Raw genomic sequence first — 22,828 nt, 5'->3', positions numbered from 1 at the left:
GTTGGATCGACGACAAGAGCGGCGGAGGGTGTACCGGTGACGAACACGATCGTCCACATCGGCGGCTACACGGCGGCGAGCGGCGGGCGGGGGGACGGCATCGTCGCCGCCCGCCGGGACCCCGACTCGGGGGAACTCACCCCGCTCGGCACCGTCGCGGTGACCGATTCGCCCTCCTTCCTCGTCCGGCATCCCGGCCTGCCGGTCCTGTACGCGGTGAACGAACTGCCCCAGGGGCAGGTCAGCGCCTTCGGGGTGGGCGCCGACGGCGAGCTGACCCCGCTGGCCGTCCGGTCGACCGGCGGGGCCGATCCCTGCCACCTGGCGGTCGCGCCCGACGGGCGGCACCTCTTCGTGGCCAACTACGGCGGCGGCAGCGTGGCGGTCCTCCCGCTGGACGAGCGGGGAGTGCCCGCCGAGCGCAGCGACCTGGTCGTGCACCAGGGGCACGGGCCCGACCCCGAGCGCCAGGAGAAGGCGCACTGCCACATGGTCTCCCCGGACCCGGCGGGCGGGCCGCTGCTCGCCGTCGACCTCGGCACCGACTCCGTCTACCGGTACGACCTGGACGCCGACGCGGGCCGGCTGGTGCCCCGCGCGCCCCGGATCCGCACCGCCGACGGGACCGGGCCCCGCCACCTGGCCCGCCATCCCGACGGGCGGCGCTGGTGGCTGGCCGGCGAACTGGACGCGACGGTCACCGCGTACGAGTCGACGCCGGAGGGGGCGCTGCACGAGCGGGGGCGGGTGGACGCCAGCGGGCGGACCGGTCACGTCCAGCCCTCCGAGATCGCCGTGGGGCCGGACGGCCGTTTCCTCTACGTCGGCAACCGGGGGGTGGGCACCGTCGCCGTCCTCGCCCTGGACGGGGAACTGCCCCGGCTGATCGCCGAGGTCGACACCGGGGGCGAGTGGCCCCGGCACTTCGCGCTGACCGGGGCCCACCTCTACGTCGCCGACGAGCGAGCCGACATGGTCCGGGTGTTCCGGGTCGACCCCGGCTCGGGGGTGCCGGAGCCGCTCGGCGAGCCGGTGCCGGTGCCGAGCCCGACCTGTGTCCTGCCCTGATTGACACCCTCCGAAGTGGATCGTGGCGACGGCGCGAGACTGACTGATTACTCACTGTCGCAAAAGTGAGATCAACTGTTTCTCCTGCGTAACTTTCGTCCGAACGGTTGTGGCACTATCCGAACGAGATACGCAAGATGGTCAGCGTGTCTGGCCGCCATCGCATGCGTTCAAGTATCCGTGGAGCAGGAGCCGCCGCGGCGGCGACTGCGCTCGTCGTCGTGGTCGGGGGTACCTGGTTCGGCTACCAGCAGCTGGCCGGGCCGTCCTGCTCGGGCGAGATCCAGCTGTCGGTGGCCGCCGCTCCAGAGCTCGCGCCGGCGGTGGAGAAGGCCTCGGCGCAGTGGGTCGAGGACGGCGCGGCGGTGGGGGGCACCTGCATCGCGGTGAACGTCAGCGCCTCCGAGCCGGTGGACGTGGCCGCCGCGGTCGCCAGCAAGCACGGTGCCACCCTGGCCGGCGTCGGCCAGGCCAGCGGCACGGTGGTCACGCCCGACGTCTGGATCCCGGACTCCTCCACCTGGCTGCTGCGACTGAAGAACAACGGCGCGACCGCCTTCGCGCCGGGCAACGGGGCCTCGGTCGCCCGCAGCCCGGTGGTGGTGGCGATGCCGGAGCCGGTCGCCTCCCGCTTCGGCTGGCCGGAGAAGAAGCTCGGCTGGACCGACCTGCTGAAGGCGGTCAGCACCGGCAAGGGGCTGCGCGCCGGGATCGTCGAGCCGACCCAGGACGCGGCCGGCCTGTCCGGCCTGCTCTCCCTCGCCGCTGCGGCGAGCGCCTCCGGGGGCGACACCCAGAAGGCGACCACCGGTGCGCTGCGGGCGCTGGCCACCGGCCGTTCCGCGCTGCGGCAGGACCTGCTCGCCCGCTTCCCGCGCTCGAACGACCAGACGGCCATCGCCAGCGGGCTCGGTGCCGCCGCGCTGTCCGAGGAAGACGTCATCGCGTACAACAACACCAAGCCGCCGATTCCGCTGGCCGCGCTCTACCTGGAGCCGGCGCCGATGCCGCTGGACTACCCGTTCGCGGTGCTGCCCGGCATCGAGCCGGCCAAGCAGTCCGCGGCCAAGGTGCTCTTCGAGCTGCTCACCACGCAGGGTTTCAAGAACCGGTTGGCCGCCCAGTCGCTGCGGGCGCCGGACGGCAACTGGGGCAACGGCTTCAAGGCGCCGCAGGGGGCGCCGAGCCCGGCCGGCGGTCAGTCGACGGCGGCGCCGGCGGGGGTCGGTGCCGTGGGTGGCCTGGACCCCTTCGCGATAGACCGTGCGCTCTCCGGCTGGTCCATCGCCACCCAGTCCGGTCGGATGCTCGCCATCATCGACGTCTCCGGCTCGATGAAGGCGAAGGTGCCCTCCGCGAACGGCGCCACCCGGGAGCAGGTGACGGTGGCGGCGGCGAGCCGGGGCCTGGGCCTGTTCGACGACACCTGGTCGATCGGCCTCTGGACCTTCTCCACCGAGCTGGTGGGCTCGCGGGACTGGAAGGAGATCGTGCCGATAAACCCCCTCTCCACCAACCGGGGCCAGTTGGAGCAGGGCCTCGCCCGGATCAGCCCGTCCAGCGGCAACACCGGTCTGTACGACACCGTGCTGGAGGCGTACAAGAGGGTGCAGCAGGACTGGGAGCCCGGCCGGGTGAACTCGGTGGTGCTCTTCACCGACGGCAAGAACGACGACAAGAACGGCGTCTCGCAGGCCTCGCTGATCAGCCAGCTCAAGCAGCTCAACGATCAGGAGCGCCCGGTGCAGGTGGTCATCATCGGCATCGGCAACGAGGTCTCCAAGACCGAGCTCCAGTCGATCACCAACGTCACCGGCGGCGGCACCTTCGTCACCGAGGACCCGAGCAAGATCGGTGACATCTTCCTGAAGGCGATCGCGCTGCGCCCGAACGCGCCGCGCTGAGCCTTCGGACAGCGCGGAAATACCGCCGTACCGGGAGTTTCCGGTGCGGCGGTTCGCCTTTCCGGCCTCCGGGTCGCGCGGCAAAGTGACGGCAACACGTCCGAATCAATCGGCGAGCATCATTGTAAGGCAGGATGTCGGGGTACGCTCCGGCGTCGCGTCCCCGTCCAGGGGCGGTCGCCGACCGGAGCCTCTGCACGCGATCTGGGGAGGCTGGGTGACCTCGGCGACGCTGTCCACGCCGGTACGGATCCCGCCGGCGCCGAGCGGCCGGCCCGCGGGCCCGGTCGCCCGGGCCGACCAGCGGGCGTACGTGCGGCTCCTGGTGGTGCTCGACACCACCGTGCTCTCCCTCGCCGTCCTGGCCGGGTACACCGCCCGCTTCGGTGACCGGGTGCCGGTCGGCTCCGAGATCCCGTACGTGCTGGTGGCCCCCGGCCTGGTGCTCGCCTGGCTGCTCTCGCTGCGGGTGCTGCGCTGCTACGACGACCGGGTGCTCGGCTACGGCGCCGACGAGTACCGGCGGGTGAGCGCGGCGAGCCTGCGGCTGGCCGGCGGCGTCGCCATCGTCGGCTACGTCGCCGAGGCCGACGTGTCCCGGGGTTTCCTGGCCATCTCGTTCGCCGTCGGCACGGTGGCGCTGGAGGTCAACCGGTTCGCCGCGCGCAAGCGGCTGCACCGGGCCCGGTACCGGGGCGCCGGCTGGTCCCGCCGGGTGCTCGTCGTCGGCGACACCGCCCACGTGCTGGAACTCGTGCACACCCTGCGCCGCGAGCCGTACGCCGGTTACCAGGTGGTCGGCGCCTGCATCCCGGACGCGCTGCTCGCACCGGTGCCGCAGCGGCTCAGCGACGTGCCGGTGGTCGGCTCGCTGCGCGGCGTCCCAGAGGCGGCCACCGCGATCGGCGCGGACACCGTCGCCGTCACCCCCTCCGGCGAGCTGACCGCGGCCCGGCTGCGCCGGCTCGGCTGGCAGTTGGAGGGCACCGGCATCGACCTGGTGGTCGCGCCGGCGCTCACCGACGTGGCCGGCCCCCGCATCCACACCCGGCCGGTCGCCGGCCTGCCGCTGATCCACGTGGAGGCGCCCGAGTTCCGGGGGGCCCGCAAGCTGGTCAAGGAGTTCGTCGACCGGGCCGCCGCCGCGCTGGCGCTGCTGCTCCTGCTGCCGCTCGGGGCGGCGGTCGCGCTGGCCATCCGGCTGGACAGCCGGGGGCCGGTGCTGTTCCGGCAGACCCGGGTCGGGCGGGGCGGCCGCGAGTTCGGCGTGCTGAAGTTCCGCACCATGGTCGTCAACGCCGACGCGCTGCTCGACGGGCTGGCCATGCGCAACGAGACCGACGGGCTGATGTTCAAGATGCGCGACGACCCGCGGGTGACCCGGGTCGGGCGGCTGCTGCGCAAGTGGTCCCTCGACGAGCTGCCGCAGCTGGTCAACGTGCTGCTGGGGCAGATGAGCCTGGTCGGCCCCCGGCCGCCGCTCCCCTCCGAGGTGGCCCGCTACGACGGCGACGTGGCCCGGCGGCTGCTGGTCAAACCCGGCATGACCGGGCTCTGGCAGGTCAGCGGCCGCTCCGACCTGAGCTGGGAGGACGGCATCCGGCTCGACCTGTACTACGTCGAGAACTGGTCGCTCGCCGCCGACCTGACCATCCTCTGGAAGACCTTCGGCGCGGTGCTGCGGGGGCGCGGGGCGTACTGACCGGCGGGGCCGGTCAGGGCTGCGGGCCGGTCCAGTCCAGGCAGACCACCACCGCGTCGTCGATCAGGTCACCGGCGACGAACGCGCGCAGATCGCCGAGGAGCGACCGGACCGCGTCCAGCGGCTCCATCCGGCCGGTACGGCGCAGGAAGCGGTCCAGCGCGGTCTCCCCGTACCGGACGTTCTGGCTGGTCGCGTCGATCACACCGTCGCTGAGCACGAAGAGCCGGTCGCCCCGGCGCAGCTCGAAACTCTGCTCCTGGTAGTCCGTGCTCTCGAACATGCCGAGCGGGAACTGCTTCTCCAGGACCTGCTCGCTGATCTCCCCGTCGCGCAGCCGCACCAGGCGGGGCGAGCCGGCGTCCACCACGGTCAGCTTCCCGGAGGCGAGGTCCAGCTCCATCAGCAGCACCGAGAGGTGCTGCTCGCCCCGGTGCAGGGCGTAGATCGCCTGGTCGGCCAGGGCGGCCTGGTCGGCCAGCCCCAGCCCGCCCCGGCGGGCGTTGCGCAGCGCGTAGGTGGCCAGCGTGGTGAGCATCGCGGCGGCCACCCCCTCGCCCGACCCGTTGATCGTGGCGAGCCAGAGCCGGTGCCCGGCGTCGGACCAGTCGAAGCTGTCACCGCGCACCGCGTACGCCGGCTCCAGCTGCCCGGCGAGACTGAACGACGGGCGGATCCGGCTGCGGCCGGGCAGCAGCTCCCACTGCATCTCGGCGGCGAGGGTGAGCCGGCGGGCCCGACGGGACGCCCGGTAGACGTCGGTGCCGGGAGCGACGGCGGCGAGTTCGTGGCCGAGGGCGGTGGCGATGGAGGCCAGTTCCTCCACCGTGCCGGGGTCGTCGGCGACCGGGGCCAGCCGCAGCACCCCGCGGCGTTCGCCGCGCATGCCGACCGGGAACCAGGCGACGCCGTCGGCGAGGACCGGATCCTGGTGGTCGAAGCACCGCCAGGCCGGGTGGCCGGCCTCGGTGACCGGGTCCCCGTCGCTGAGCGGCAGCAGCACCGAGAGGCGGTAGTCGACCTGGAAAAGCTCGCTCTCCGTGATCCCGAACGCCCGTTCAAGTTCGGCGGCGAGCCGGTCGAGCAGGAGGTCGGCCGGCGCCTCGACCAGCACCCGCCGGGCCCGATCGTCCGGTTCGCTCATCTTCACTCCTCCTGACAGGGGCCGACGACCAGGTACTCCGGGTAGTCTCGGCCCCACCATGGCCGAAGAACATGGTCCTCGGGGACCAGAAGTGAGTATGGCCGCCGAGTTGGACGACGCGGCGGGTGCCCTGCTGTCCGTGTGGGAGGCGGCGCGGGAGAGTACGACCAGTCGCCTCTCCGCCGCCCAGCTGCGCGCGGTCATGGTGGTGGAGCGGCACGACGGCATCAACCTCCGTCGGCTCGCCACCCTGCTCGACATGCTGCTCTCCTCGGCCAGCCGGCTCTGCGACCGGCTGGTGGCGGCCGGCATGCTGGAGCGGGAGCCGGGCCGCCTCGACCGGCGGGAGATCTCCCTGCACCTGACCCCGGAGGCCCGCGGGCTCCTCATCGAGCTGCGCCGGGACCGCCGGCGGCGGCTGGCCGACGTGCTGGACGGGATGACCGGTGAGGGCCGGCAGGCCCTGCTGCGGGGGATCCGCGAGTTCGACCGGGTCGCCCGCGACCTGGAGGAGGCGGCGCCGCCGGCGCTGCCCTGGCAGGGCACGGACGGCCCGCCGCCGGACGCCACGCTCGGCGACCCGTCGGTGGCCCGCACCGCCTGAGCGGTGCAGTCCGCCGCGCCCGCCCCGGCCTCGACGCCGACCGGGTCGGCGCCGGTCACGCCCGGTCGGCGGCGCAGACGGCGAGCATGGCGACGTCGTCGTGGCGCTGCCCGTCCAGCCACTCGTCCACCAGCCGGAGCAGCCGGTCGACCACGGCGCTCGGCGGCAGCCCCGCCGCCGAGGCGAGCGCCTGACGCAGCCGCTGCTCGCCGAACATCTCCACCGCCGCCGGGCCGCCGCGCGCCTCGGTCACCCCGTCGGTGTACGCCAGCAGCAGCTCGCCCGGGGCCAGTCGCACCTCGGCCTCGGCGAACGTCGCGGTGGTGAACGCGCCGATCGGCATGCCGCCGACCGGGACGGGGCTGATGTCACCGTCGGCGCGGAGCAGCAGCGGGGCGGGGTGCCCCCCACCAGCGACGCGCACCCGCGCGCCGCCGTCGGGCTCCGGCTCGACGGTGCCGAGCAGCAGGGTGGTGAACTGGGCCCGCCGGGCGCCGTCCGGGGCGTCGAAGAGCGCCCGGTTGAGCAGTCGCATCAACTCCAGGGGACGCTGCTCGACCAGGCGGAGCGTCTGCAACGACTGGCGTACCCGGCCGGTGAGCACGGCCGCGCCGACGCCCTTGCCGCAGACGTCGCCGAGGGCGAACATCGCGCCCCGCTCGGTGCGGAACACCTCGTAGAAGTCGCCGCCGATGCGCAGGCCGTCCCCGGCGGCCCGGTAGCCGCCGGCGAGGGCGAGCCCGGGCAGCGGCGGCAGCTCCGGCGGGAGGAGGCTGTGCTGCAGCACCCGGGCCAGGTGGGCCTGCTCGCCGTAGAGCTGGGCGGCGGCGAGCGACGCGCCCGCGCGGGCGGCGAACTCCCGGGCCAGCTCGACGTCGCGTTGGTCGAAGCCCGCGCGCTCGGCCCACCGGATGAGGATCAGGGCGCCGGCCGGCCCGCCGGCGCTGAGCATCGGGCTGATCAGCATCGTGCCGGGGCGGCCGAAGGAGGCGGGCAGCACCTCGGCCAGGTCGGCCGGCGCGGCGTCGAGCCAGGGGCTCGGGTCGGTGGCCTCGCCGTCGAGCGCCTCGGCGAGGCCGGGGACGGAGCCGGTCAGCTTCGGGGAGCCGATCCCGGTGACCGGGGCGGCGTCGCCCTCGGCGTAGCGGACCCAGTGCGGCAGGGCGGCGACGGGCGGCGGCGGGTGGTGGACGATCAGCGCGGCGTCGGCCAGGTACGGCACCGGCAGGGTGGCGGTGGCCCGCAGCGTCTGGTCACGGTGCAGGGAGAGGCCGAGCCGGCTGCCGGCCTGGGCGAGGAAGGCGGTGCGGGACCGTTCGGCGAGGAGAGCCTCGCTGCGGGCCTGTTCCTCGGTGACGTCGCGGACGTACCAGGCACAGCGGCCGGCGGCCAGCCGGCGGCAGACCCCGCGCAGCCGGCGGCCACGGTGCTCGGTGTCGAAGGTCTCGGCCCCTTGCCCGACGGCGCTGGCCAGCGCCGGCACCGGGCAGAGCGCGAGGTCGGTCCCGGGGGTCAGCTCGGGCAGGAGTTCGCCCGCCGTCGCGTTGACCAGCGTGACGACGCCGGCGTGGTCGGTGGTGACCACCGCCTCCGCGAGGCCGTCCAGCAGCTCGCGGGCGAGCCGGGAGTCGGCGGGCAGCGGCGCGTCGGAGCAGGGTCGGCGCCGCGCGGGGGACGGCTGCCCCCCGTCGGTCACCGGCCCGGCGTGCCCGCCGTCGTGGGTCGTCGTCACCGCCGGTCGCCGGGCGCCTCGGCCTGTCGACCTGTGCGCATGCTGGTAGTGGACTCCTCGGACGGGAACAGTTGCCTCAGGGAAAGGGTACCGAGGCGAACCGGGGGACGCCCGTCGAGGAAGGTCGGCTCACGGCCGGCCGGCGAGCCAACCGGACGGCCGGGCGATGATCCGGCGGACCACGGACCCGGCTCCGCCGACGGCCGCCGACGCCGGGCCGAGCGCCGCCGCGCGCACCGTGACCGGCGACCAGGCGGCGGTGAGCACCCGGTCGGTCAGCTCGGCTTCCACCGGCGGGCGCAACCAGGGCGCGAGGGTGGCGTATCCGCCCCCGAGCACCACGGTGTCCAGGTCCAGCAGGTTGACCACGCCGGCGACGGCCACCCCGAGGGCGGTGCCGGCCGCGCGCAGCGCGTCGAGGGTGGCCGGGTCGCCCTCGGTGGCGAGGTCGGCCAGCCGGCGTGCCGCCGTGTCGGCCGGCAGGTCCGCCCCGGAGAGTCCGGCCGCGCCGAGGACGGCCTCCTGACCGGCGTACGTCTCCAGGCAGCCCCGCGCGCCGCAGCGGCACCGCGGCCCGTCCGGGTCGACCGGCACGTGGCCCAGTTCACCGCTCCAGCCCCGGGCGCCCCGGAACAGCGCACCGTCGAGCACGATCCCGGCGCCGATGCCGATCTCGCCCGAGACGTGCAGGAAGCTGGCCGTCGCGGGCCCGGCGTGCAGCTCGCCGAGGGCGGCCAGGTTGGCCTCGTTGTCGACCACCAGCGCGGGCACCTCGTCGACCGGCCCGGCGAGCGGGGGATGGGCGGCGAGCAGCCCCGGGACGTCGACGTCGCGCCAGCCGAGGTTCGGCGCGAGCCGGACCAGGCCGTGGGCGTCGACCAGCCCGGGCACGGCCAGCGTCGCCCCGGCCAGGGTGAGTCCCTGCCGCGCGGCGGCGGCGCGGGCCCGCCCGGCCAGCTCGGCCAGCCGGGCCAGCGCGTCGGCGGGGGTGACCGGGCGCAGGTCGGCCCGGCGTACCTCGTGGTGCCGGACGGTGCCGGCCAGGTCGACCACGCAGGCGGCGAGGTAGTCGACGTTGATCTCCAGCCCCAGCCCGGCCGGGCCGTCGGTGGCGAGCCGCAGCCCGCGGGCGGGTCGGCCGGCCCCGCCGCGCGGCGTGGGGTCGGCCTCGGCGACCAGGCGGCCGGTGATCAGGTCGTCCACCACCGCCGAGACGGTCGCCCGGGTGAGGCCGGTCTGGTCGGCGATGCCGGCCCGCGACGGTGGCTGGTCGGCGGCGGCGATCCGCCCGAGCACCACGGCGAGGTTGAGCTCGCGCAGGCTGCCCTGCCGGACCGCGCCCGCGGTGCTGGTGCTGGTCACCCCTTGACAGTGCCACAGCGCGGTCATTTAATCCATCCACTGAACTAATTGCGGCGACACCCCGGAGGTCTGCCATGGCACCCCGTCCCACCCCCGCCGACAAGTTCTCCTTCGGACTCTGGACGGTGGGCTGGCAGGCCCGCGACCCGTTCGGCGACGCCACCCGCCCCGCGCTGGATCCGGTGGAGGCGGTGCACCGCCTCGCCGAGCTCGGCGCGTACGGGATCACCTTCCACGACGACGACCTGGTCCCCTTCGGCGCGGACGCCGCCAGCCGCGAGGCCCACCTGACCCGGTTCCGCAAGGCGCTCGACGAGGCCGGCCTGGTCGTCCCGATGGTCACCACCAACCTCTTCACCCACCCCGTCTTCAAGGACGGCGGCTTCACCAGCAACGACCGGGACGTGCGCCGGTACGCGCTGCGCAAGGTGCTGCGCAACGTCGACCTCGCCGCCGAGCTGGGCGCCCGCACCTTCGTGATGTGGGGCGGCCGGGAGGGCGCCGAGTACGACGTGGCCAAGGACGTCCGGGCCGCGCTGGACCGCTACCGCGAGGCGGTCGACCTGCTCTGCCAGTACGTGGTGGACTCCGGCTACGACCTGCGCTTCGCCATCGAGCCCAAGCCCAACGAGCCGCGCGGTGACATCCTGCTGCCCACCGTCGGGCACGCGCTGGCGTTCATCTCCACCCTGGCCCACCCGGAACTGGTCGGCCTGAACCCCGAGGTCGGGCACGAGCAGATGGCCGGGCTGAACTTCGCGCACGGCATCGCCCAGGCGCTCTGGCAGGGCAAACTGTTCCACATCGACCTCAACGGCCAGCGGGGCGTCAAGTACGACCAGGACCTGGTCTTCGGCCACGGCGACCTGCTCAATTCCTTCGCCCTGGTCGACCTGCTGGAGCACGGCGGCCCGGACGGCGGGCCCGCGTACGACGGGCCCCGGCACTTCGACTACAAGCCCTCCCGCACCGAGGACTTCGCCGGGGTGTGGGCTTCGGCGGAGGCGAACATGCGCACCTACCTGCTGCTCAAGGAGCGGGCCGCGGCGTTCCGGGCCGACCCGGAGGTGGCCGAGGCGCTGGCCGCCAGCAAGGTCGCCGAGCTGGCCACCCCGACGTTGAACCCGGGGGAGGGGTACGCCGAGCTGCTCGCCGACTCCTCCGCGTACGAGGACGTGGACGTCGACGCGGTCGCGGCCCGGGGCTTCGGGTTCGTCCGGCTCAACCAGCTCGCCGTCGAGCACCTGCTCGGCGCGCGCTGAGGCCGGCCGCCATGCCGCTCGTCGCCGGCGTCGACTCGTCCACCCAGTCCTGCAAGGTGGTGGTCCGGGACGCGGAGACCGGCGCCCTGGTCCGCCAGGGCCGGGCACCGCACCCGGACGGCACCGAGGTGGACCCGCGGGCCTGGTGGGACGCCCTGTGCACGGCGGTCGACGCCGCCGGCGGGCTGGCCGACGTCGTGGCCGTCTCGGTCGCCGGTCAGCAGCACGGCATGGTCTGCCTGGACGAGGCGGGCGAGGTGGTCCGGCCCGCCCTGCTCTGGAACGACACCCGCTCCGCCGACGCGGCGCGGGACCTCGTCGCCGAGGCCGGCGGCGGGGCGGCGGGCCGCCGGTTCTGGGCCGAGGCGGTGGGCAGCGTGCCGGTGGCGAGCTTCACCGGCACCAAACTGCGCTGGCTGGCCCGGCACGAGCCGGAACGCGCGGCCCGGGTCGCGGCCGTCTGCCTGCCGCACGACTGGCTCACCTGGCGGCTGGCGGGCGCGCCCGGCCTGGCCGCGCTGCGGACCGACCGGGGCGACGCCAGCGGCACCGGCTACTGGTCGCCCCGCACCGGCGACTACCGGCTCGACCTGCTGGAACAGGCCTTCGGGCGGGTGGTGGCGGTGCCGACGGTGCTCGGCCCGGCCGAGGTCTCCGGGATGCTGGACCCGGCCGCGCTCGGCGGCGGCGCGGCGGCGGGCTCCGGTGGCGCGCCGTCGGGGTCCGCGTCCGACGGGATCCGGCTCGGCCCGGGCACCGGGGACAACGCCGCCGCCGCCCTCGGCGTCGGCGCCGGCCCCGGCGACGTGGTCGTCTCGATCGGCACCTCCGGCACCGTGTTCAGCGTGGCCGACGTGCCGGCCGCCGACCCGGGCGGCGCCGTCGCCGGCTTCGCCGACGCCACCGGCCGGTACCTGCCGCTGGTCTGCACCCTCAACGCGGCCCGGGTGCTGGACGCGGCCGCCGCGATGCTCGGCGTCGGGCTCGACCAGCTGACCGACCTGGCGCTCGCCGCCCCGCCCGGCGCGGACGGCCTGGTCATGGTCCCCTACCTGGAGGGGGAGCGCACGCCCGACCGGCCGCTGTCCACCGGCGCGCTGCACGGGCTCACGCTGCGTACCGCCACCCCGGCGCACCTGGCCCGGGCCGCCGTCGAGGGGATGCTCTGCGCGCTCGCCGACGGGCTGGACGCGCTGACCGCCCAGGGCGCCGACGCCCGGCGGGTGATCCTGGTCGGCGGCGGGGCCCGCTCGGCGGCGGTGCGCCGGATCGCCCCGCAGGTATTCGGCCGGCCGGTGGTGGTCCCGCCGCCGGGCGAGTACGTCGCCGACGGCGCGGCCCGCCAGGCCGCCTGGGTCGCCCTGGGCGGCGCGGCGCCACCGCAGTGGGTGGTCGCCGGCACCCGGGAGTACGCCGCCGAGCCCGTCCCCGCCGTCCGCGAGCGGTACGCGCAGGCCCGCGACCGCACCGTCGACCGGTCGACCCCGGCGCCCTGACCGCCGGGGCGGCCCCCGGTGACGCGTTCGTGACCTCGCCCTGATTGGCTGCCGGAATGACCTTGACCAGGGGTGGGGCGGCGCGGGCCCGGGGCGGCGGCGCGGCGCACCGGTTCTACAGCGTCGTGGTCTTCGTGGTGCTCGCCTCGCTGGACAACGTGGCGATCGGCCTGGTCCCGCCGCTGTACGGGCCGATCTCCGGGGCGCTGGGCGTGTCGCAGCGGCTGCTCGGCCTGGTCACCGCGGTGAGCTTCCTGGTCAGCGCGGTGGCGGCGGTGGCCTGGGCGTACGTGGGGGACCGGACCAACCGCAAGCCGCTGCTCATGGTCGGCACCCTGATCTGGGCGGCGGGCACCGGCGGCAGCGCGCTCGCCGGGAACTACCCGTCGTTCCTGGCCGCGCAACTGCTGGCCGCGATCGGGCTGGGCGCGGTCGGCTCGGTCGGCTTCTCCGTGGTCACCGACCTGATCTCGCCCCGCCGCCGGGGGCTGGTGATGAGCTTCTGGGGGCTGTCGCAGGGGGTGGGCACGCTGGCCGGCACCCTCACCGGCGGCCTGCTCGGCGCCACCGACTGGCGGCGTCCGTTCCTGGCGCTCACCGTGGTCGGGCTGGTGGCCACCCTGGCCTACCTGTTCACGTACGACATCCGGCGCGGGCAGAGCGAGCCGGAACTGGCCGGGGCGCTCGACGCCGGGGCCGAGTACGACTACCGGATCACCCGCAGCGACCTGCCCCGGATTCTGGCCCGGCGGACCAACCACTGGCTGATCATGCAGGGGCTGACCGCGCAGGCGGCGTTCGGGTCGCTGGTCTGGCTGCCGGTGCTCTTCGCCGAGCGGGCCGAGGCCCAGGGCTACTCGACGGCGACCGCGGTGGTGGTGGGCAGCGTCTTCGCCACCCTGTTCCAGCTCGGCGGGGTGCTCTCCATCCTCGGCGGCCTGGCCGGCGACGCGCTGCAACGGCGTACCCCGCGGGGTCGGGCCCTGGTCGCGGCGGTGGGCATCCTCGCGGCCGTCCCGTTCTACCTGGTCCTGTTCTTCGTCCCGGTCCGCATCGTGGTGCCCGACGGCGCCGGCGGCGGGGCGGTGGTCCGGGCGGTGCTGGCCAGCGTGGTGACCGAGCCGACGGTCGGGCTGAGCCTGCTCGCCGCCGTGGTGGCGCTGGCGCTGACCTCGGCGAACTCGCCGAACTGGTTCGCCCTGATCGCCGACGTCAACCCGCCCGAGCACCGGGGCACCGTCTACAGCCTGGGCAACCTGGTCAACGGGGTGGGCCGGGCGGCCGGCAACGGCCTGGTCGGGGTGGCCTTCCACGGCCTGCGGGCGGCCTTCCCGCCGCCGCTGAACTACGCCGTCGGGCTGGCCGCCTTCCAGCTCTTCTTCATCCCCACCGGGTGGATGTACTGGCGCGCCGCGCGCTCCTCGCCCGGGGACATCGAGGCGGTGCACGACCTGCTGCACGCCCGCGCCGAGCGCCTCTGACCGTCCGCGCCGCGCCGCGCCGAGAGGGACGGACTCCGCCAACGCCGATGGGCGACGGCCGCAGTCCTGCGCGAGCCGCTCCCGTCGGCCCCGCGGACGAGCGCGGGGCCGGCGGGAGCGGCAGTGGTCAGGCCTGGACCCAGACCGTCACGTCGGTGGGGACCCGGCCGTCGTCGTCCAGCGGGGCGCTGCTGTGCAGCAGCTTTCCGGCCGGCGGCGGGACGGCCGCCGCGCCGAAGTTGGTCAGCACGGTGAGCCCGCGGTTGCGGAAGGCCAGCACCTCGTCGCCGGAGGCGAGCCACTCCAGCGGGCCCCGGGCCAGCCCGTGCTCGCGGCGCAGCCGCAGCGCCGTCCGGTACATCTCGTACGTCGAGCCGGGCACCTCGCGCTGCCGGTCGAGGGCGTACTCGGCCCACAGCGGCGGCTGGGGCAGCCAGCTCGCGTCGGTCGGCCCGAAGCCGTACGACGGGGCGTCGGCCTCCCACGGGATCGGCACCCGGCAGCCGTCCCGGCCCCGCTGGGTGTGGCCGCTGCGCTCCCAGGTCGGGTCCTGCCGGACCTCGTCGGGCAGCGTGGTGTGCTCCGGCAGGCCCAGCTCCTCGCCCTGGTAGAGGTAGGCGGAGCCGGGCAGGGCCAGCATCAGCAGGCTGGCGGCGCGGGCCCGGCGCAGGCCCAGCGCGGCGTCCGGCTGCGGGTCGCCGATGCCGATGCCGTTCGGCCGTCCGCCGCCGATGGTCAGGCCGAGCCGGGAGGCGTGCCGCACCACGTCGTGGTTCGAGAGCACCCAGGTGGTGGGGGCGCCGACCGAGTCGGTGGCCTCCAGCGAGCGGGTGATCACCGCGTACTGGGCCGGCGCGGTCCAGGAGGCGAGCAGGTACTCGAAGTTGAACGCCTGGTGCATCTCGTCGGGGCGCACGTAGCGGGCCAGCCGCTCCGCCGGCTCCACCCACGCCTCGGCGACCAGGATCCGCTCGCCGTCGTACGAGTCGAGCAGCCGGCGCCACTCCCGGTAGATCTCGTGCACACCGTCCTGGTCCCACATCGGGGGCCGTGGCTTCGCCACCTCGTTGCCGGAGAGGATCTCCTGCGGCTCCTGCCAGTCGGCCAGGTCGGCCTGCTTGATCAGGCCGTGCGCCACGTCGACCCGGAAGCCGTCCACGCCGCGGTCCAGCCAGAACCGCAGCACGTCCAGGAACTCCTCGCGGACCTCCGGGTTGTCCCAGTTCAGGTCGGGCTGGCCGGTGTCGAACAGGTGCAGGTACCACTGGCCGGGGCGGCCGTCGGGGTCGGTGATCCGGGTCCAGGCCGGGCCGCCGAAGACGCTCTGCCAGTCGTTCGGGGGCTGGTCGCCGTCCGGGCCGAGGCCGTCGCGGAAGACGTACCGGGCCCGCTCGGGGCTGCCGGGGGCGGCGGCCAGGGCGGCGGTGAACCACTTGTGCGCCGAGGAGGTGTGGTTGGGCACCAGGTCGACGATCACCTTCAGGCCCTTGGCGCGAGCCTCCGCGATCAGCTTGTCGGCGTCCTCCAGCCGCCCGAAGAGCGGGTCGACGTCCCGGTAGTCGGCCACGTCGTACCCCGCGTCGGCCTGCGGCGACGGGTAGAACGGCGACAGCCAGACGGCGTCCACGCCCAGCTCGGCGAGGTGGCCGAGGCGGGCGGTGATGCCCGGCAGGTCACCGATGCCGTCGCCGTCGGAGTCGGCGAAGGAGCGCGGGTAGATCTGGTAGATGACGGCCTCGGTCCACCATCCGGTGGCGGGGCCACCGGAGGAGTCCTGCTGCGTCGCGTCGGTGTTCAGAGCCTTCTCCCTGTGTCGAGCTGTTGCGGTCGAATCCGTTCAGTGTGCCCGCGGTGGCGCGGTCGATTCCCGCACCACCAGGCGAGTGGGTAGGATCACCGGCCCGCCGGCGCGGTCGCGGTCGGCGCCGCCGCGGGGGTCGGGAACCCGATGGGGGTACGCCTCGGCGGTGCGCGCGCCGAGCGGGTCGAGCAGCAGCCGGGCGGCGAGCCGCCCCTGCTCGGCGGCGGGCTGGGCGATGGTGCTCAACCCGAGCACCCCGGCGAGGTCGTGGTCGTCGACGCCGATCACGCTGACGTCCTGCGGCACGCGCAGGCCGGCGTCGCGCAGCGCGGTCATCGCGCCCATCGCCATCTCGTCGCAGGCGGCGAAGATCGCGGTGGGCGGTTCGCCCCGGGCCAGCAGCTCGGCGGTGGCCCGGGTGCCGCCGTCGATGGTGAACTGGGACTCCACGTCCAGGCTCGGGTCGAGGCGGATCCCGACCGAGCGGAGCGCCTCCCGGTAACCCTGGCGCCGGTCCAGGTGGGTGGTGAAGGCCAGTTCGTCGTCCGGGTCGCCGGAGATGTGGGCGATCCGCCGGTGGCCCAGGTCGAGCAGGTGCCGGGTGGCCGTCCGGGCCGCGGCCACGTCGTCGATCCGGACGCAGGGCCAGCCGGGCACCACCGTGCCGGAGCTGATGGTGATGCCGGGCAGGTCCAAGGCGGCGAGCGCGGTCAGGTCGGACGGGCGCAGCGGGGTGGCGACCAGCATGATGGCGTCCACCCGCTTGTGCAGGTTGGCGGTGCGCAGCACCCGCTGGCGGACCTGCTCGCGCCCGCCCAGGTTGTACAGGAGCAGGTCGTATCCGGCCTGGTGGAGGAATTCCTCGACGGCCTCGACGACGGTGCTGAAGAACCAGCGGGTGATCCGGGGGACCACCACGGCCACCGTCCCGGTCCGGCCGCCGGCGAGTCGGGAGGCGCTCGGCGAGACCGCGTAATCCAGCTGCTCGGCGGCGGCGAGCACCCGGCGGCGCGTCGCGGCCGAGACCGTCGGCAGCCCGCGCAGCGCCCGGGAGACGGTGGCGGTCGACACCCCGGCGAGCCGGGCGACGTCATCAATCCTGGTCACGGTCTTCCCCCGCTCCGCGTCGGCTCCGCCGCCGCCCGGGGGTGCCGGGCGGCGGCGGTACGACGGTCAGCCCTTGACGCTGCCGGCGAGCAGACCTCGCACGAAGTAGCGCTGCAGGGAGAGGAACACGATCAGCGGCACGACGATCGAGACGAACGCGCCGGCGGTGAGCCGCTGCCACTCGTTGCCGCGCGTGCCGGCCATCTCGGCCAGCCGAACGGTGAGCGGGGCGGTCTCGTTGCCGCCCCCGGCGAAGATCAGCGCGACCAGCAGGTCGTTCCAGACCCAGAGGAACTGGAAGATGCCGAAGGCCGCCAGGGCCGGGGTGATCAGCGGCAGGACGATGGTGCGGAAGATCTTGGGGTGGGTGGCCCCGTCGACCCGGGCCGCCTCCATCAGGTCCTTGGGCAGCTGCGACATGAAGTTGTGCAGCAGGAACACCGCGAAGGGCAACGCGAAGCAGGTGTGCGCGAACCACACCTGGGCGAACTTCTGCTCGTCGACCAGGTCCCAGGCCGGCATCAGGGTGACGCCGGCGACCGTGACGCCGGTGGAGAAGAACTTGAGCAGCGGCACGAGGGCCATCTGGAGCGGCACGATCTGCATCGCGAAGATCGCGATGTAGAGCCAGTCCCGCCCCCGGAAGTTGATCCAGGCCAGCGCGTACGCGGCGAGCGACGCGAAGGCCAGCGGGAAGAGCACCGACGGGATGGTGATTGCCAGCGAGTTGATGAAGTAGCTGGCCAGCTGACCGGAGGACGACGAGCTCCCGAAGAGCACTTCCTGGTAGTTCTCCAGGGTGAACTGCGGGTCGCTGAAGACCGTCCACCAGCCGGTGGTCTTGAGCTGGTCCTCCGGCCGCAGGGACGAGACCAGCAGGCCGAAGGTGGGGATGGTCCACAGCACCGCGATGACGATGGAGATCAGCGTCGCGGTGCGGGTGTTGAGCCGCTTACGGACGCGGCCGGCGGCGGTGGTCTTCCCGGTGCTCTGCGCGCCGACTCCGACGGTGGGCGTGGCGGTGGTCATCTCAGCCCTCCCGCTGCTGACGCAGGTTGCGGATCTGGTAGATCACGATCGGGATGACCAGGACGAAGAGGAAGACCGCCAGGGCGGAGCCCTGCCCGTTCTCGCCGTACCGGAACGCCTGGTTGTACATCTCGTTCGCGATCACGCTGGTGTCGTAGTTGCCGTTCGTCGCGGTGCGGACGATGTCGAACACCTTGAGCGTGGCGATCGACAGCGTCACCACCACCACGATCAGCGCCGGCCGGATGCTCGGCATGGTGATCCGCCAGAACATCTGCCACGGGGTGACCCCGTCCAGGCGGGCGGCCTCGACGATGTCGGCGGGGATGGCCTTGATGGCGGCGGAGAGCACCACCATCGCGAAGCCGGCCTGGATCCACACCATGATCACGATGAGCAGGAACGTGTTCAGCGGCGACTCGAGCAGCCACTGCTTCGGTTCGCCGCCCAGGCTGACCACGATCTGGTTGAGCAGGCCGATCTGTTCCTGCTCGTCGCCGCGGTACGCGTAGACGAACTTCCAGATGATGCTGGCGCCGACGAACGAGATCGCCATCGGCAGGAAGATCAGCGACTTGGCCACCGCCTCGAACCGGGCCTTGTCCACCATCACGGCGTAGAGCAGGCCGAACGAGGTGGCCACCAGCGGGACCAGCAGCACCCAGATCAGGGTGTTGGTCAGCACTCGGACGATCGAGTCCTCGGAGAACAGCCAGCCGTAGTTGCGCAGCCCCACCCAGTTGTTGCTGCCGGCGTCCATGAAGGAGAGCAGCGTGGTGCGGATCGCCGGCACGACCAGCCCGATCATGAGCAGCAGCAGCGTCGGCAGCAGGAAGAAGAACGCGAACATGCCCTCGCGCGGCTTCCGGCGCCGGGGGAGCGGCGCGCCGCTCGTCGAGGCGGCGACCAGCTGAGCTTCCCGACGGCGGGCGAACCAGGACGGCACCACGTCGAGGAGCAGGAGCAGGCCGCCCACCACCACGACGAACGCGAGCAGCCCGTACATCAGCATGAAGAGCTTCGGCTGTTCTGCCGCGAAGTCGAAGTCCATCAACCCTCCCTCAAGGGTCCGCTCGGTCGGTGGTCCGGCCCACGGCGTGGGCCGGACCACCGACGGAGAATCACTTCGGCCAGCTGTTTTCGACGCCCTTGAGCACCGTCGCGGTGTCCTTGCCGTTCAGCCAGTCGACCATGCCCTTCCAGAACGTCCCGGCGCCGACGCCGGCCGGCATCAGGTCGGATCCGTCGAAGCGGAAGACGGCGCTCTTGTCCTGGAGGATCTGGACGGAGAGCTTGTCGATCGGGCTGGCGACGTTGGCGATGTCCAGCTTGTTGTTCGCCGTGAGCCAGTTGCCCAGCTTGGCGCGGCTGTTGACGTACTCGCCGGAGGCGAGGTAGGTCTGCACGGCCTGCACCTCGGGGCGGTCGGCGAAGCCGACGACGAACTCGCCCGCGCCCAGCACCGGCTTGCCCTTGGCGGGGTCGATGGCCGGGAAGTAGAAGGCGAACGCGTCGCCGTCCTCGGCCACCTTGGTGCCCTCGGGGAACTGGTTGGCGTAGAAGGACGCCTGCCGGTGCATGGCGCACTTGCCGGTGGTGACCGGCACGCCCGCCTCCTGGAACGAGGTGGTGGTGATGCTCTTGACGCCGCCGAAGCCGCCGTTCATGTACTTCTCGTTCTTGAGGATGGTGCCGGCCCGGTCCACCGCCTCGGCGACCCGCGGGTCGTTGAACGGGATGGCGTGGGTCGTCCACTGGTCGTAGACCTCGGGGGTCTGCGTGCGCAGCATCAGGTCTTCGATCCAGTCGGTCGCCGGCCAGCCGGTGGCGTCACCGGACTCGACGCCCGCGCACCACGGCTTGACGCCGCTGGCGGCGATCTTGTCGCTCAGGGTGACGAGCTGGTCCCAGGTGGTCGGAACCTCCCAGCCCTTCTCCTTGAACGTCTTCGGCGAGTACCAGACGAAGGACTTGACGTTCGCGCCGAGCGGCACGCCGTAGAGCGTCCCGTTCACGGTGCCGTACTTCAGCCAGTCGGCCGGCATGTTCTGCTCGGCCAGGGCCTTGGTGTCGGCCCCGAGGGACTTCAGCTTGCCGGAGTCCGCGAACCGCTTCACCAGGCCCGGCTGGGGCACGAAGGCGATGTCGGGCGCGTTGCCGCCGTCGACCCGGACCGGCAGCTGCGCCTCGAACTCGCCGCTGCCCTCGTAGTCGATCTTGATGCCGGTGCAGTCCTCGAACTGCTTCCAGGACTGCTCCAGCAGGTCGGCCTCCGCGTCCCGGATCGAGGCGTAGATCGAGACCTTCTTGCCGTCGTTGCCCTGGTACTTCTCGTATGCGGCGCACTCGGCGGAGCCCGCCTTGCTGCTCTTCTTGTCGTTGCCGGTGCCGCACGCGGTGGCACCCAGCGCCAGGCCGAGTACGCCGGCGATCGCGAGAGCCTGGCGTGATCTGGCAAACGCCATGCCGTTCTCCTTCCTTGCCGGCGCGTCATGGGTGGGGGCCCGGCGCCGGTCCGATGGTCGTCCCCACATGTAAGCGCTTGCATCAGTTCCGGTCCAGCCCTGGCCGGACACGGCCCGGTAACAATCCCGAAACCCGCCCACCGGCCGTGGGCGCGCTCCCGCGCAGTAGCCGTGACGTGCACTCGGAGCCACTTCCCATCGATGGAAGTTTCTGCCACTCTAGGCGCACGGCATTGAAGAATCTCGACATTGGAGGTGCTGGATGCGTAGACGGTGGTGGAGTCTGGCTGCGGCCACGCTGCTCGCCGCGGTGGCCCTGGTGGCCCCGGCGAGTCCCGCGATGGCGGCGCCGACCTTCAAGGTGCCGTTCCCCTGCGGGCAGTCCTGGTCCGGGCAGACCCGGTCCGACCACAGCCCGGCGTACGCGCTGGACTTCAACCGCACCGACGACCTCGGCGATCCGGTGGTCGCCAGCGCCCCCGGCACGGTCGACCGGGTCACCGACCTCGGTGGCAGCAGCTACGGCAAGTACGTCCGGATCGACCACGGCGGCGGGTACACCACCTACTACGCCCACCTCAACGGCTTCAACGTCTCGGTCGGCCAGACCGTCGGCTACGGCAAGGTGATCGGCTGGGTGGGCAGCACCGGCGGCTCGACCGGCCCGCACCTGCACTACGAGCAGCGGCTCAACGGCAACGACATCCAGGTCCGGTTCAACGGCACGCTGGCGCTCTACTGGGGCACCAAGAGCTACACCAGCGACAACGCCTGCTCCGGCGGCACCGCGTCGGGGACGGTCAACACCGCCGGCGCGGACCTGACCGTGCGCTCCGGCCCGGGCACCGGCTACAGCGCGGTCGGTTCGGTCGCCGACGGCGCCCGGGTCACCATCTACTGCCAGACCACCGGCACCACGGTCACCGGCACGTACGGCACCAGCTCGATCTGGGACCGGATCGGCTCCGGCCGGTTCATCTCCGACGCGTACGTCTACACCGGCCACGACGGCTGGATCCCGAACGTGCCGCGCTGCTGAGGCCCGGACGCGTCGCGGGGCCCCGGGCGTGCCGGGGCCCCGCGACGTCGGGTCAGCTGTTGAGCTGCCAGATGGAGAAGTTGAGCGCGGCGGCGAAGGTGACCCAGGCCCAGTAGGGCAGCAGCAGTGCCGCCGCCGGCCGGGAGACCCGCTGGAACAGCACGACGGTCACCCCGATGGCCGCCCACATCAGCACGATCTCGGCGAAGGCCAGGCCGTACCGCCCGGCGCCGAAGAAGAGCGGCGTCCAGATTGCGTTCAGCACGAGCTGCGCGGTCCACGCCCAGAGCGCCGGACCGAAGCCGACCCGGCGCCAGACCAGCCAGGCGGCGATCGCGATCAGCGCGTAGAGCAGCGTCCAGACCGGGCCGAAGAGCCACGAGGGCGGGGCCCAGTCCGGCTGCCGGAGGGCGGCGTACTCCTCGGCGGTGCCGCGTACCCCCAGCCCGCCGATCGCGGCGGCGACCGTCACGGCCGCGCCGAAGCCGAGCAGCGCCCACCAGGTACGCGCGCCGCGGGTCCGCGGGGTGCTCTGCGTTATCTCCATGGTCGAGATATTTCCGTCCGACGGGCGGCACAAACCTGACACCGCGACGGCGTCAGGCAGACCCGGCACGCACGGCGCCGGGGTCGTCGCTTCCGGATCTCCAGGTCTGGGAGGACGGAGATTCCGGCGGCGACGACCCCGGCGGGTCCGGTGACGCGAACCAGCGTCAATTGAAGATGCTGACACCACCCGGGCCGACCAGCAGGCCCACCACGATGAGGACGACGCCCCACAGGATCTGCCGGCGGAACAGCGCGAGGATGCCGGCGACCACGAGTACGACTGCGAGAATCCAGAGAATCAGCTCCATGGCGGCTGAATACCCGGCTCCCCGATTCGGGAAACCTGGGAGATCATTCGAGGTGGTCCCCCAGGTGGAAGATGCTGTAGGCCTGCTTGATCACCGGGTGCGCGACGTTGCGGACGCGGACTCCGCCCGGGGTGGTGCCCCGCTCGGTGCCCGCGTGGGCGTGCCCGTGCAGGGCCAGCGCGGTCGGCGCCGAGTCGATCGCCTGACCCAGCTGGTACGACCCCAGGAACGGGTAGATCTCCAGCGGCTCACCGGCGAGCGTGTCCGGTACGGGGGAGTAGTGGGTGAGCGCGACCAGCAGGTCGCAGTCCAGCTCGCGTAGCGCCCTGCCCAGCGCCTCGGCACTCTCGTTGGTGGTCCGGACGAAGGCCTTCATCTCCGGCTCGCCGAAGTCGCTGGCGCACCGGCCGGCGAAGCCGCCGCCGAAGCCCTTGACCCCGGCCACGCCGAGCCGGCCGCCGGCGCACTCCACCACCGTGCTCGTCCCCTCCAGCACGGTGATCCCGGCGTCCTCCAGCACCTTGACCACCTGCGGCACCTCGTCGCACTGATGGTCGTGGTTGCCGAGCACGGTGATCACCGGCACCCCGATCCCGCCGAACTCGCGGGCCACGCAGCGCGCCTCGGACTCGGTGCCGTGCCGGGTCAGGTCCCCGGCGAGCAGCAGCGCGTCGGCGCAGTCGGGCAGTTCCTCCAGAGCCGGCCGGAACCGGCCGACCACGTCCTCGTCCACGTGCACGTCGCCGACGGCGGCGATCCGGATCATCGTCGGGCC

Annotated in this window: 18 protein-coding genes and 1 pseudogene; 8 read left to right on the top strand and 11 right to left on the bottom strand. The window is 73.4% G+C overall.

The genetic code is table 11. The annotated features are described in order from the left end of the window. The first annotated feature begins 36 nt into the window (after nucleotides 1–36). From V6U88_RS00305 to V6U88_RS00295, 3 genes are all read left to right on the top strand, one after another. Entirely contained in the window at nucleotides 37–1,068 is a 1,032-nt protein-coding gene (locus tag V6U88_RS00305) for a lactonase family protein (protein WP_334448862.1), read from the top strand. Between the two features lie 164 nt (nucleotides 1,069–1,232). Next, nucleotides 1,233–2,972 carry a substrate-binding domain-containing protein gene (locus tag V6U88_RS00300; RefSeq protein WP_334448859.1) on the top strand — a complete coding sequence of 580 codons (1,740 nt, stop codon included), beginning with the start codon at nucleotides 1,233–1,235 and terminating at the stop codon, nucleotides 2,970–2,972. Nucleotides 2,973–3,189: 217 nt separating this feature from the next. After that, nucleotides 3,190–4,674, top strand: coding sequence for a sugar transferase (locus V6U88_RS00295; protein ID WP_442934545.1), 1,485 nt, complete (start codon nucleotides 3,190–3,192; stop codon nucleotides 4,672–4,674). 13 nt (nucleotides 4,675–4,687) lie between these two features. Here V6U88_RS00295 and V6U88_RS00290 read toward each other — a convergent pair whose 3' ends face one another. Beyond that, nucleotides 4,688–5,818 carry a PP2C family protein-serine/threonine phosphatase gene (locus V6U88_RS00290; RefSeq protein ID WP_334448858.1) on the bottom strand — a complete coding sequence of 377 codons (1,131 nt, stop codon included), beginning with the start codon at nucleotides 5,816–5,818 and terminating at the stop codon, nucleotides 4,688–4,690. 97 nt (nucleotides 5,819–5,915) lie between these two features. On the opposite strand from V6U88_RS00290, the gene V6U88_RS00285 reads away from it, so the two are divergent. Then, complete coding sequence (locus tag V6U88_RS00285; protein ID WP_334448856.1) at nucleotides 5,916–6,422, top strand: MarR family winged helix-turn-helix transcriptional regulator; 507 nt, start codon at nucleotides 5,916–5,918, stop codon at nucleotides 6,420–6,422. A 55-nt stretch (nucleotides 6,423–6,477) separates the two neighbouring features. Here V6U88_RS00285 and V6U88_RS00280 read toward each other — a convergent pair whose 3' ends face one another. Continuing rightward, the gene (locus tag V6U88_RS00280) at nucleotides 6,478–8,154 is read right to left on the bottom strand and encodes a PP2C family protein-serine/threonine phosphatase (protein WP_334448854.1); all 1,677 of its coding nucleotides are present in this window, start codon (nucleotides 8,152–8,154) and stop codon (nucleotides 6,478–6,480) included. 129 nt (nucleotides 8,155–8,283) lie between these two features. Next, a complete protein-coding gene (locus V6U88_RS00275) occupies nucleotides 8,284–9,543 on the bottom strand; it encodes an ROK family protein (RefSeq protein WP_334448852.1) in 1,260 nt (419 codons plus the stop codon). 47 nt (nucleotides 9,544–9,590) lie between these two features. Here V6U88_RS00275 and xylA point away from each other — a divergent pair, with 47 nt between their 5' ends. The 3 genes from xylA to V6U88_RS00260 are packed head-to-tail and all read left to right on the top strand — an operon-like array spanning nucleotide 9,591 to nucleotide 13,755. Continuing rightward, nucleotides 9,591–10,778, top strand: coding sequence for a xylose isomerase (gene xylA / locus V6U88_RS00270; protein ID WP_334448851.1), 1,188 nt, complete (start codon nucleotides 9,591–9,593; stop codon nucleotides 10,776–10,778). Nucleotides 10,779–10,789: 11 nt separating this feature from the next. Continuing rightward, nucleotides 10,790–12,274 carry a xylulokinase gene (gene xylB / locus V6U88_RS00265; RefSeq protein ID WP_334448849.1) on the top strand — a complete coding sequence of 495 codons (1,485 nt, stop codon included), beginning with the start codon at nucleotides 10,790–10,792 and terminating at the stop codon, nucleotides 12,272–12,274. 56 nt (nucleotides 12,275–12,330) lie between these two features. Then, entirely contained in the window at nucleotides 12,331–13,755 is a 1,425-nt protein-coding gene (locus V6U88_RS00260; RefSeq protein WP_334448848.1) for an MFS transporter, read from the top strand. A gap of 127 nt (nucleotides 13,756–13,882) precedes the next feature. Here the strand turns inward: V6U88_RS00260 and V6U88_RS00255 are convergent, their stop codons facing one another. The 5 genes from V6U88_RS00255 to V6U88_RS00235 form a co-directional block, all read right to left on the bottom strand. Further along, nucleotides 13,883–15,553, bottom strand: a complete 1,671-nt coding sequence (locus V6U88_RS00255; RefSeq protein ID WP_334449840.1) for a glycoside hydrolase family 13 protein — start codon at nucleotides 15,551–15,553, stop codon at nucleotides 13,883–13,885. Between the two features lie 39 nt (nucleotides 15,554–15,592). Next, the gene (locus tag V6U88_RS00250) at nucleotides 15,593–16,663 is read right to left on the bottom strand and encodes a LacI family DNA-binding transcriptional regulator (RefSeq protein WP_334448847.1); all 1,071 of its coding nucleotides are present in this window, start codon (nucleotides 16,661–16,663) and stop codon (nucleotides 15,593–15,595) included. Between the two features lie 66 nt (nucleotides 16,664–16,729). After that, nucleotides 16,730–17,692, bottom strand: coding sequence for a carbohydrate ABC transporter permease (locus V6U88_RS00245; protein ID WP_334448846.1), 963 nt, complete (start codon nucleotides 17,690–17,692; stop codon nucleotides 16,730–16,732). Between the two features lies 1 nt (nucleotide 17,693). Then, entirely contained in the window at nucleotides 17,694–18,743 is a 1,050-nt protein-coding gene (locus V6U88_RS00240; protein WP_334448845.1) for a carbohydrate ABC transporter permease, read from the bottom strand. 70 nt (nucleotides 18,744–18,813) lie between these two features. After that, nucleotides 18,814–20,157, bottom strand: a complete 1,344-nt coding sequence (locus tag V6U88_RS00235) for an ABC transporter substrate-binding protein (RefSeq protein ID WP_334448843.1) — start codon at nucleotides 20,155–20,157, stop codon at nucleotides 18,814–18,816. 262 nt (nucleotides 20,158–20,419) lie between these two features. On the opposite strand from V6U88_RS00235, the gene V6U88_RS00230 reads away from it, so the two are divergent. Further along, nucleotides 20,420–21,196 (top strand): peptidoglycan DD-metalloendopeptidase family protein, encoded by a 777-nt coding sequence (locus tag V6U88_RS00230; protein WP_334448842.1) that lies wholly within the window; start codon nucleotides 20,420–20,422, stop codon nucleotides 21,194–21,196. A gap of 52 nt (nucleotides 21,197–21,248) precedes the next feature. Here V6U88_RS00230 and V6U88_RS00225 read toward each other — a convergent pair whose 3' ends face one another. From V6U88_RS00225 to V6U88_RS00215, 3 genes and pseudogenes are all read right to left on the bottom strand, one after another. Beyond that, nucleotides 21,249–21,743, bottom strand: coding sequence for a TspO/MBR family protein (locus V6U88_RS00225; RefSeq protein WP_334448841.1), 495 nt, complete (start codon nucleotides 21,741–21,743; stop codon nucleotides 21,249–21,251). A gap of 166 nt (nucleotides 21,744–21,909) precedes the next feature. Then, nucleotides 21,910–22,053, bottom strand: a complete 144-nt coding sequence (locus V6U88_RS00220) for a GPGG-motif small membrane protein (RefSeq protein ID WP_165947907.1) — start codon at nucleotides 22,051–22,053, stop codon at nucleotides 21,910–21,912. Then, nucleotides 22,044–22,819 (bottom strand): annotated as a pseudogene (locus V6U88_RS00215) (metallophosphoesterase family protein). Before V6U88_RS00215 ends, V6U88_RS00220 begins: the two are co-directional and overlap by 10 nt. Nucleotides 22,820–22,828 lie beyond the last annotated feature (9 nt).

Origin of the sequence: Micromonospora sp. CPCC 205739, from assembly GCF_036906795.1 — a bacterium.
Taxonomy (GTDB): Bacteria; Actinomycetota; Actinomycetes; order Mycobacteriales; family Micromonosporaceae; genus Micromonospora.
This window is presented reverse-complemented; position numbering and strand designations above follow the sequence as displayed.

Excerpts from the sequence above, each read along its gene's own strand:
- V6U88_RS00300 (WP_334448859.1), top strand. The coding sequence starts at position 1,233 with ATGCGTTCAAGTATCCGTGGAGCAGGAGCCGCCGCGGCGGCGACTGCG.
- V6U88_RS00290 (WP_334448858.1), bottom strand. The coding sequence starts at position 5,818 with ATGAGCGAACCGGACGATCGGGCCCGGCGGGTGCTGGTCGAGGCGCCG.
- V6U88_RS00285 (WP_334448856.1), top strand. The coding sequence starts at position 5,916 with ATGGCCGCCGAGTTGGACGACGCGGCGGGTGCCCTGCTGTCCGTGTGG.
- V6U88_RS00275 (WP_334448852.1), bottom strand. The coding sequence starts at position 9,543 with ATGACCGCGCTGTGGCACTGTCAAGGGGTGACCAGCACCAGCACCGCG.
- xylA (WP_334448851.1), top strand. The coding sequence starts at position 9,591 with ATGGCACCCCGTCCCACCCCCGCCGACAAGTTCTCCTTCGGACTCTGG.
- xylB (WP_334448849.1), top strand. The coding sequence starts at position 10,790 with ATGCCGCTCGTCGCCGGCGTCGACTCGTCCACCCAGTCCTGCAAGGTG.
- V6U88_RS00260 (WP_334448848.1), top strand. The coding sequence starts at position 12,331 with ATGACCTTGACCAGGGGTGGGGCGGCGCGGGCCCGGGGCGGCGGCGCG.
- V6U88_RS00245 (WP_334448846.1), bottom strand. The coding sequence starts at position 17,692 with ATGACCACCGCCACGCCCACCGTCGGAGTCGGCGCGCAGAGCACCGGG.
- V6U88_RS00240 (WP_334448845.1), bottom strand. The coding sequence starts at position 18,743 with ATGGACTTCGACTTCGCGGCAGAACAGCCGAAGCTCTTCATGCTGATG.
- V6U88_RS00235 (WP_334448843.1), bottom strand. The coding sequence starts at position 20,157 with ATGGCGTTTGCCAGATCACGCCAGGCTCTCGCGATCGCCGGCGTACTC.
- V6U88_RS00230 (WP_334448842.1), top strand. The coding sequence starts at position 20,420 with ATGCGTAGACGGTGGTGGAGTCTGGCTGCGGCCACGCTGCTCGCCGCG.
- V6U88_RS00225 (WP_334448841.1), bottom strand. The coding sequence starts at position 21,743 with ATGGAGATAACGCAGAGCACCCCGCGGACCCGCGGCGCGCGTACCTGG.
- V6U88_RS00220 (WP_165947907.1), bottom strand. The coding sequence starts at position 22,053 with ATGGAGCTGATTCTCTGGATTCTCGCAGTCGTACTCGTGGTCGCCGGC.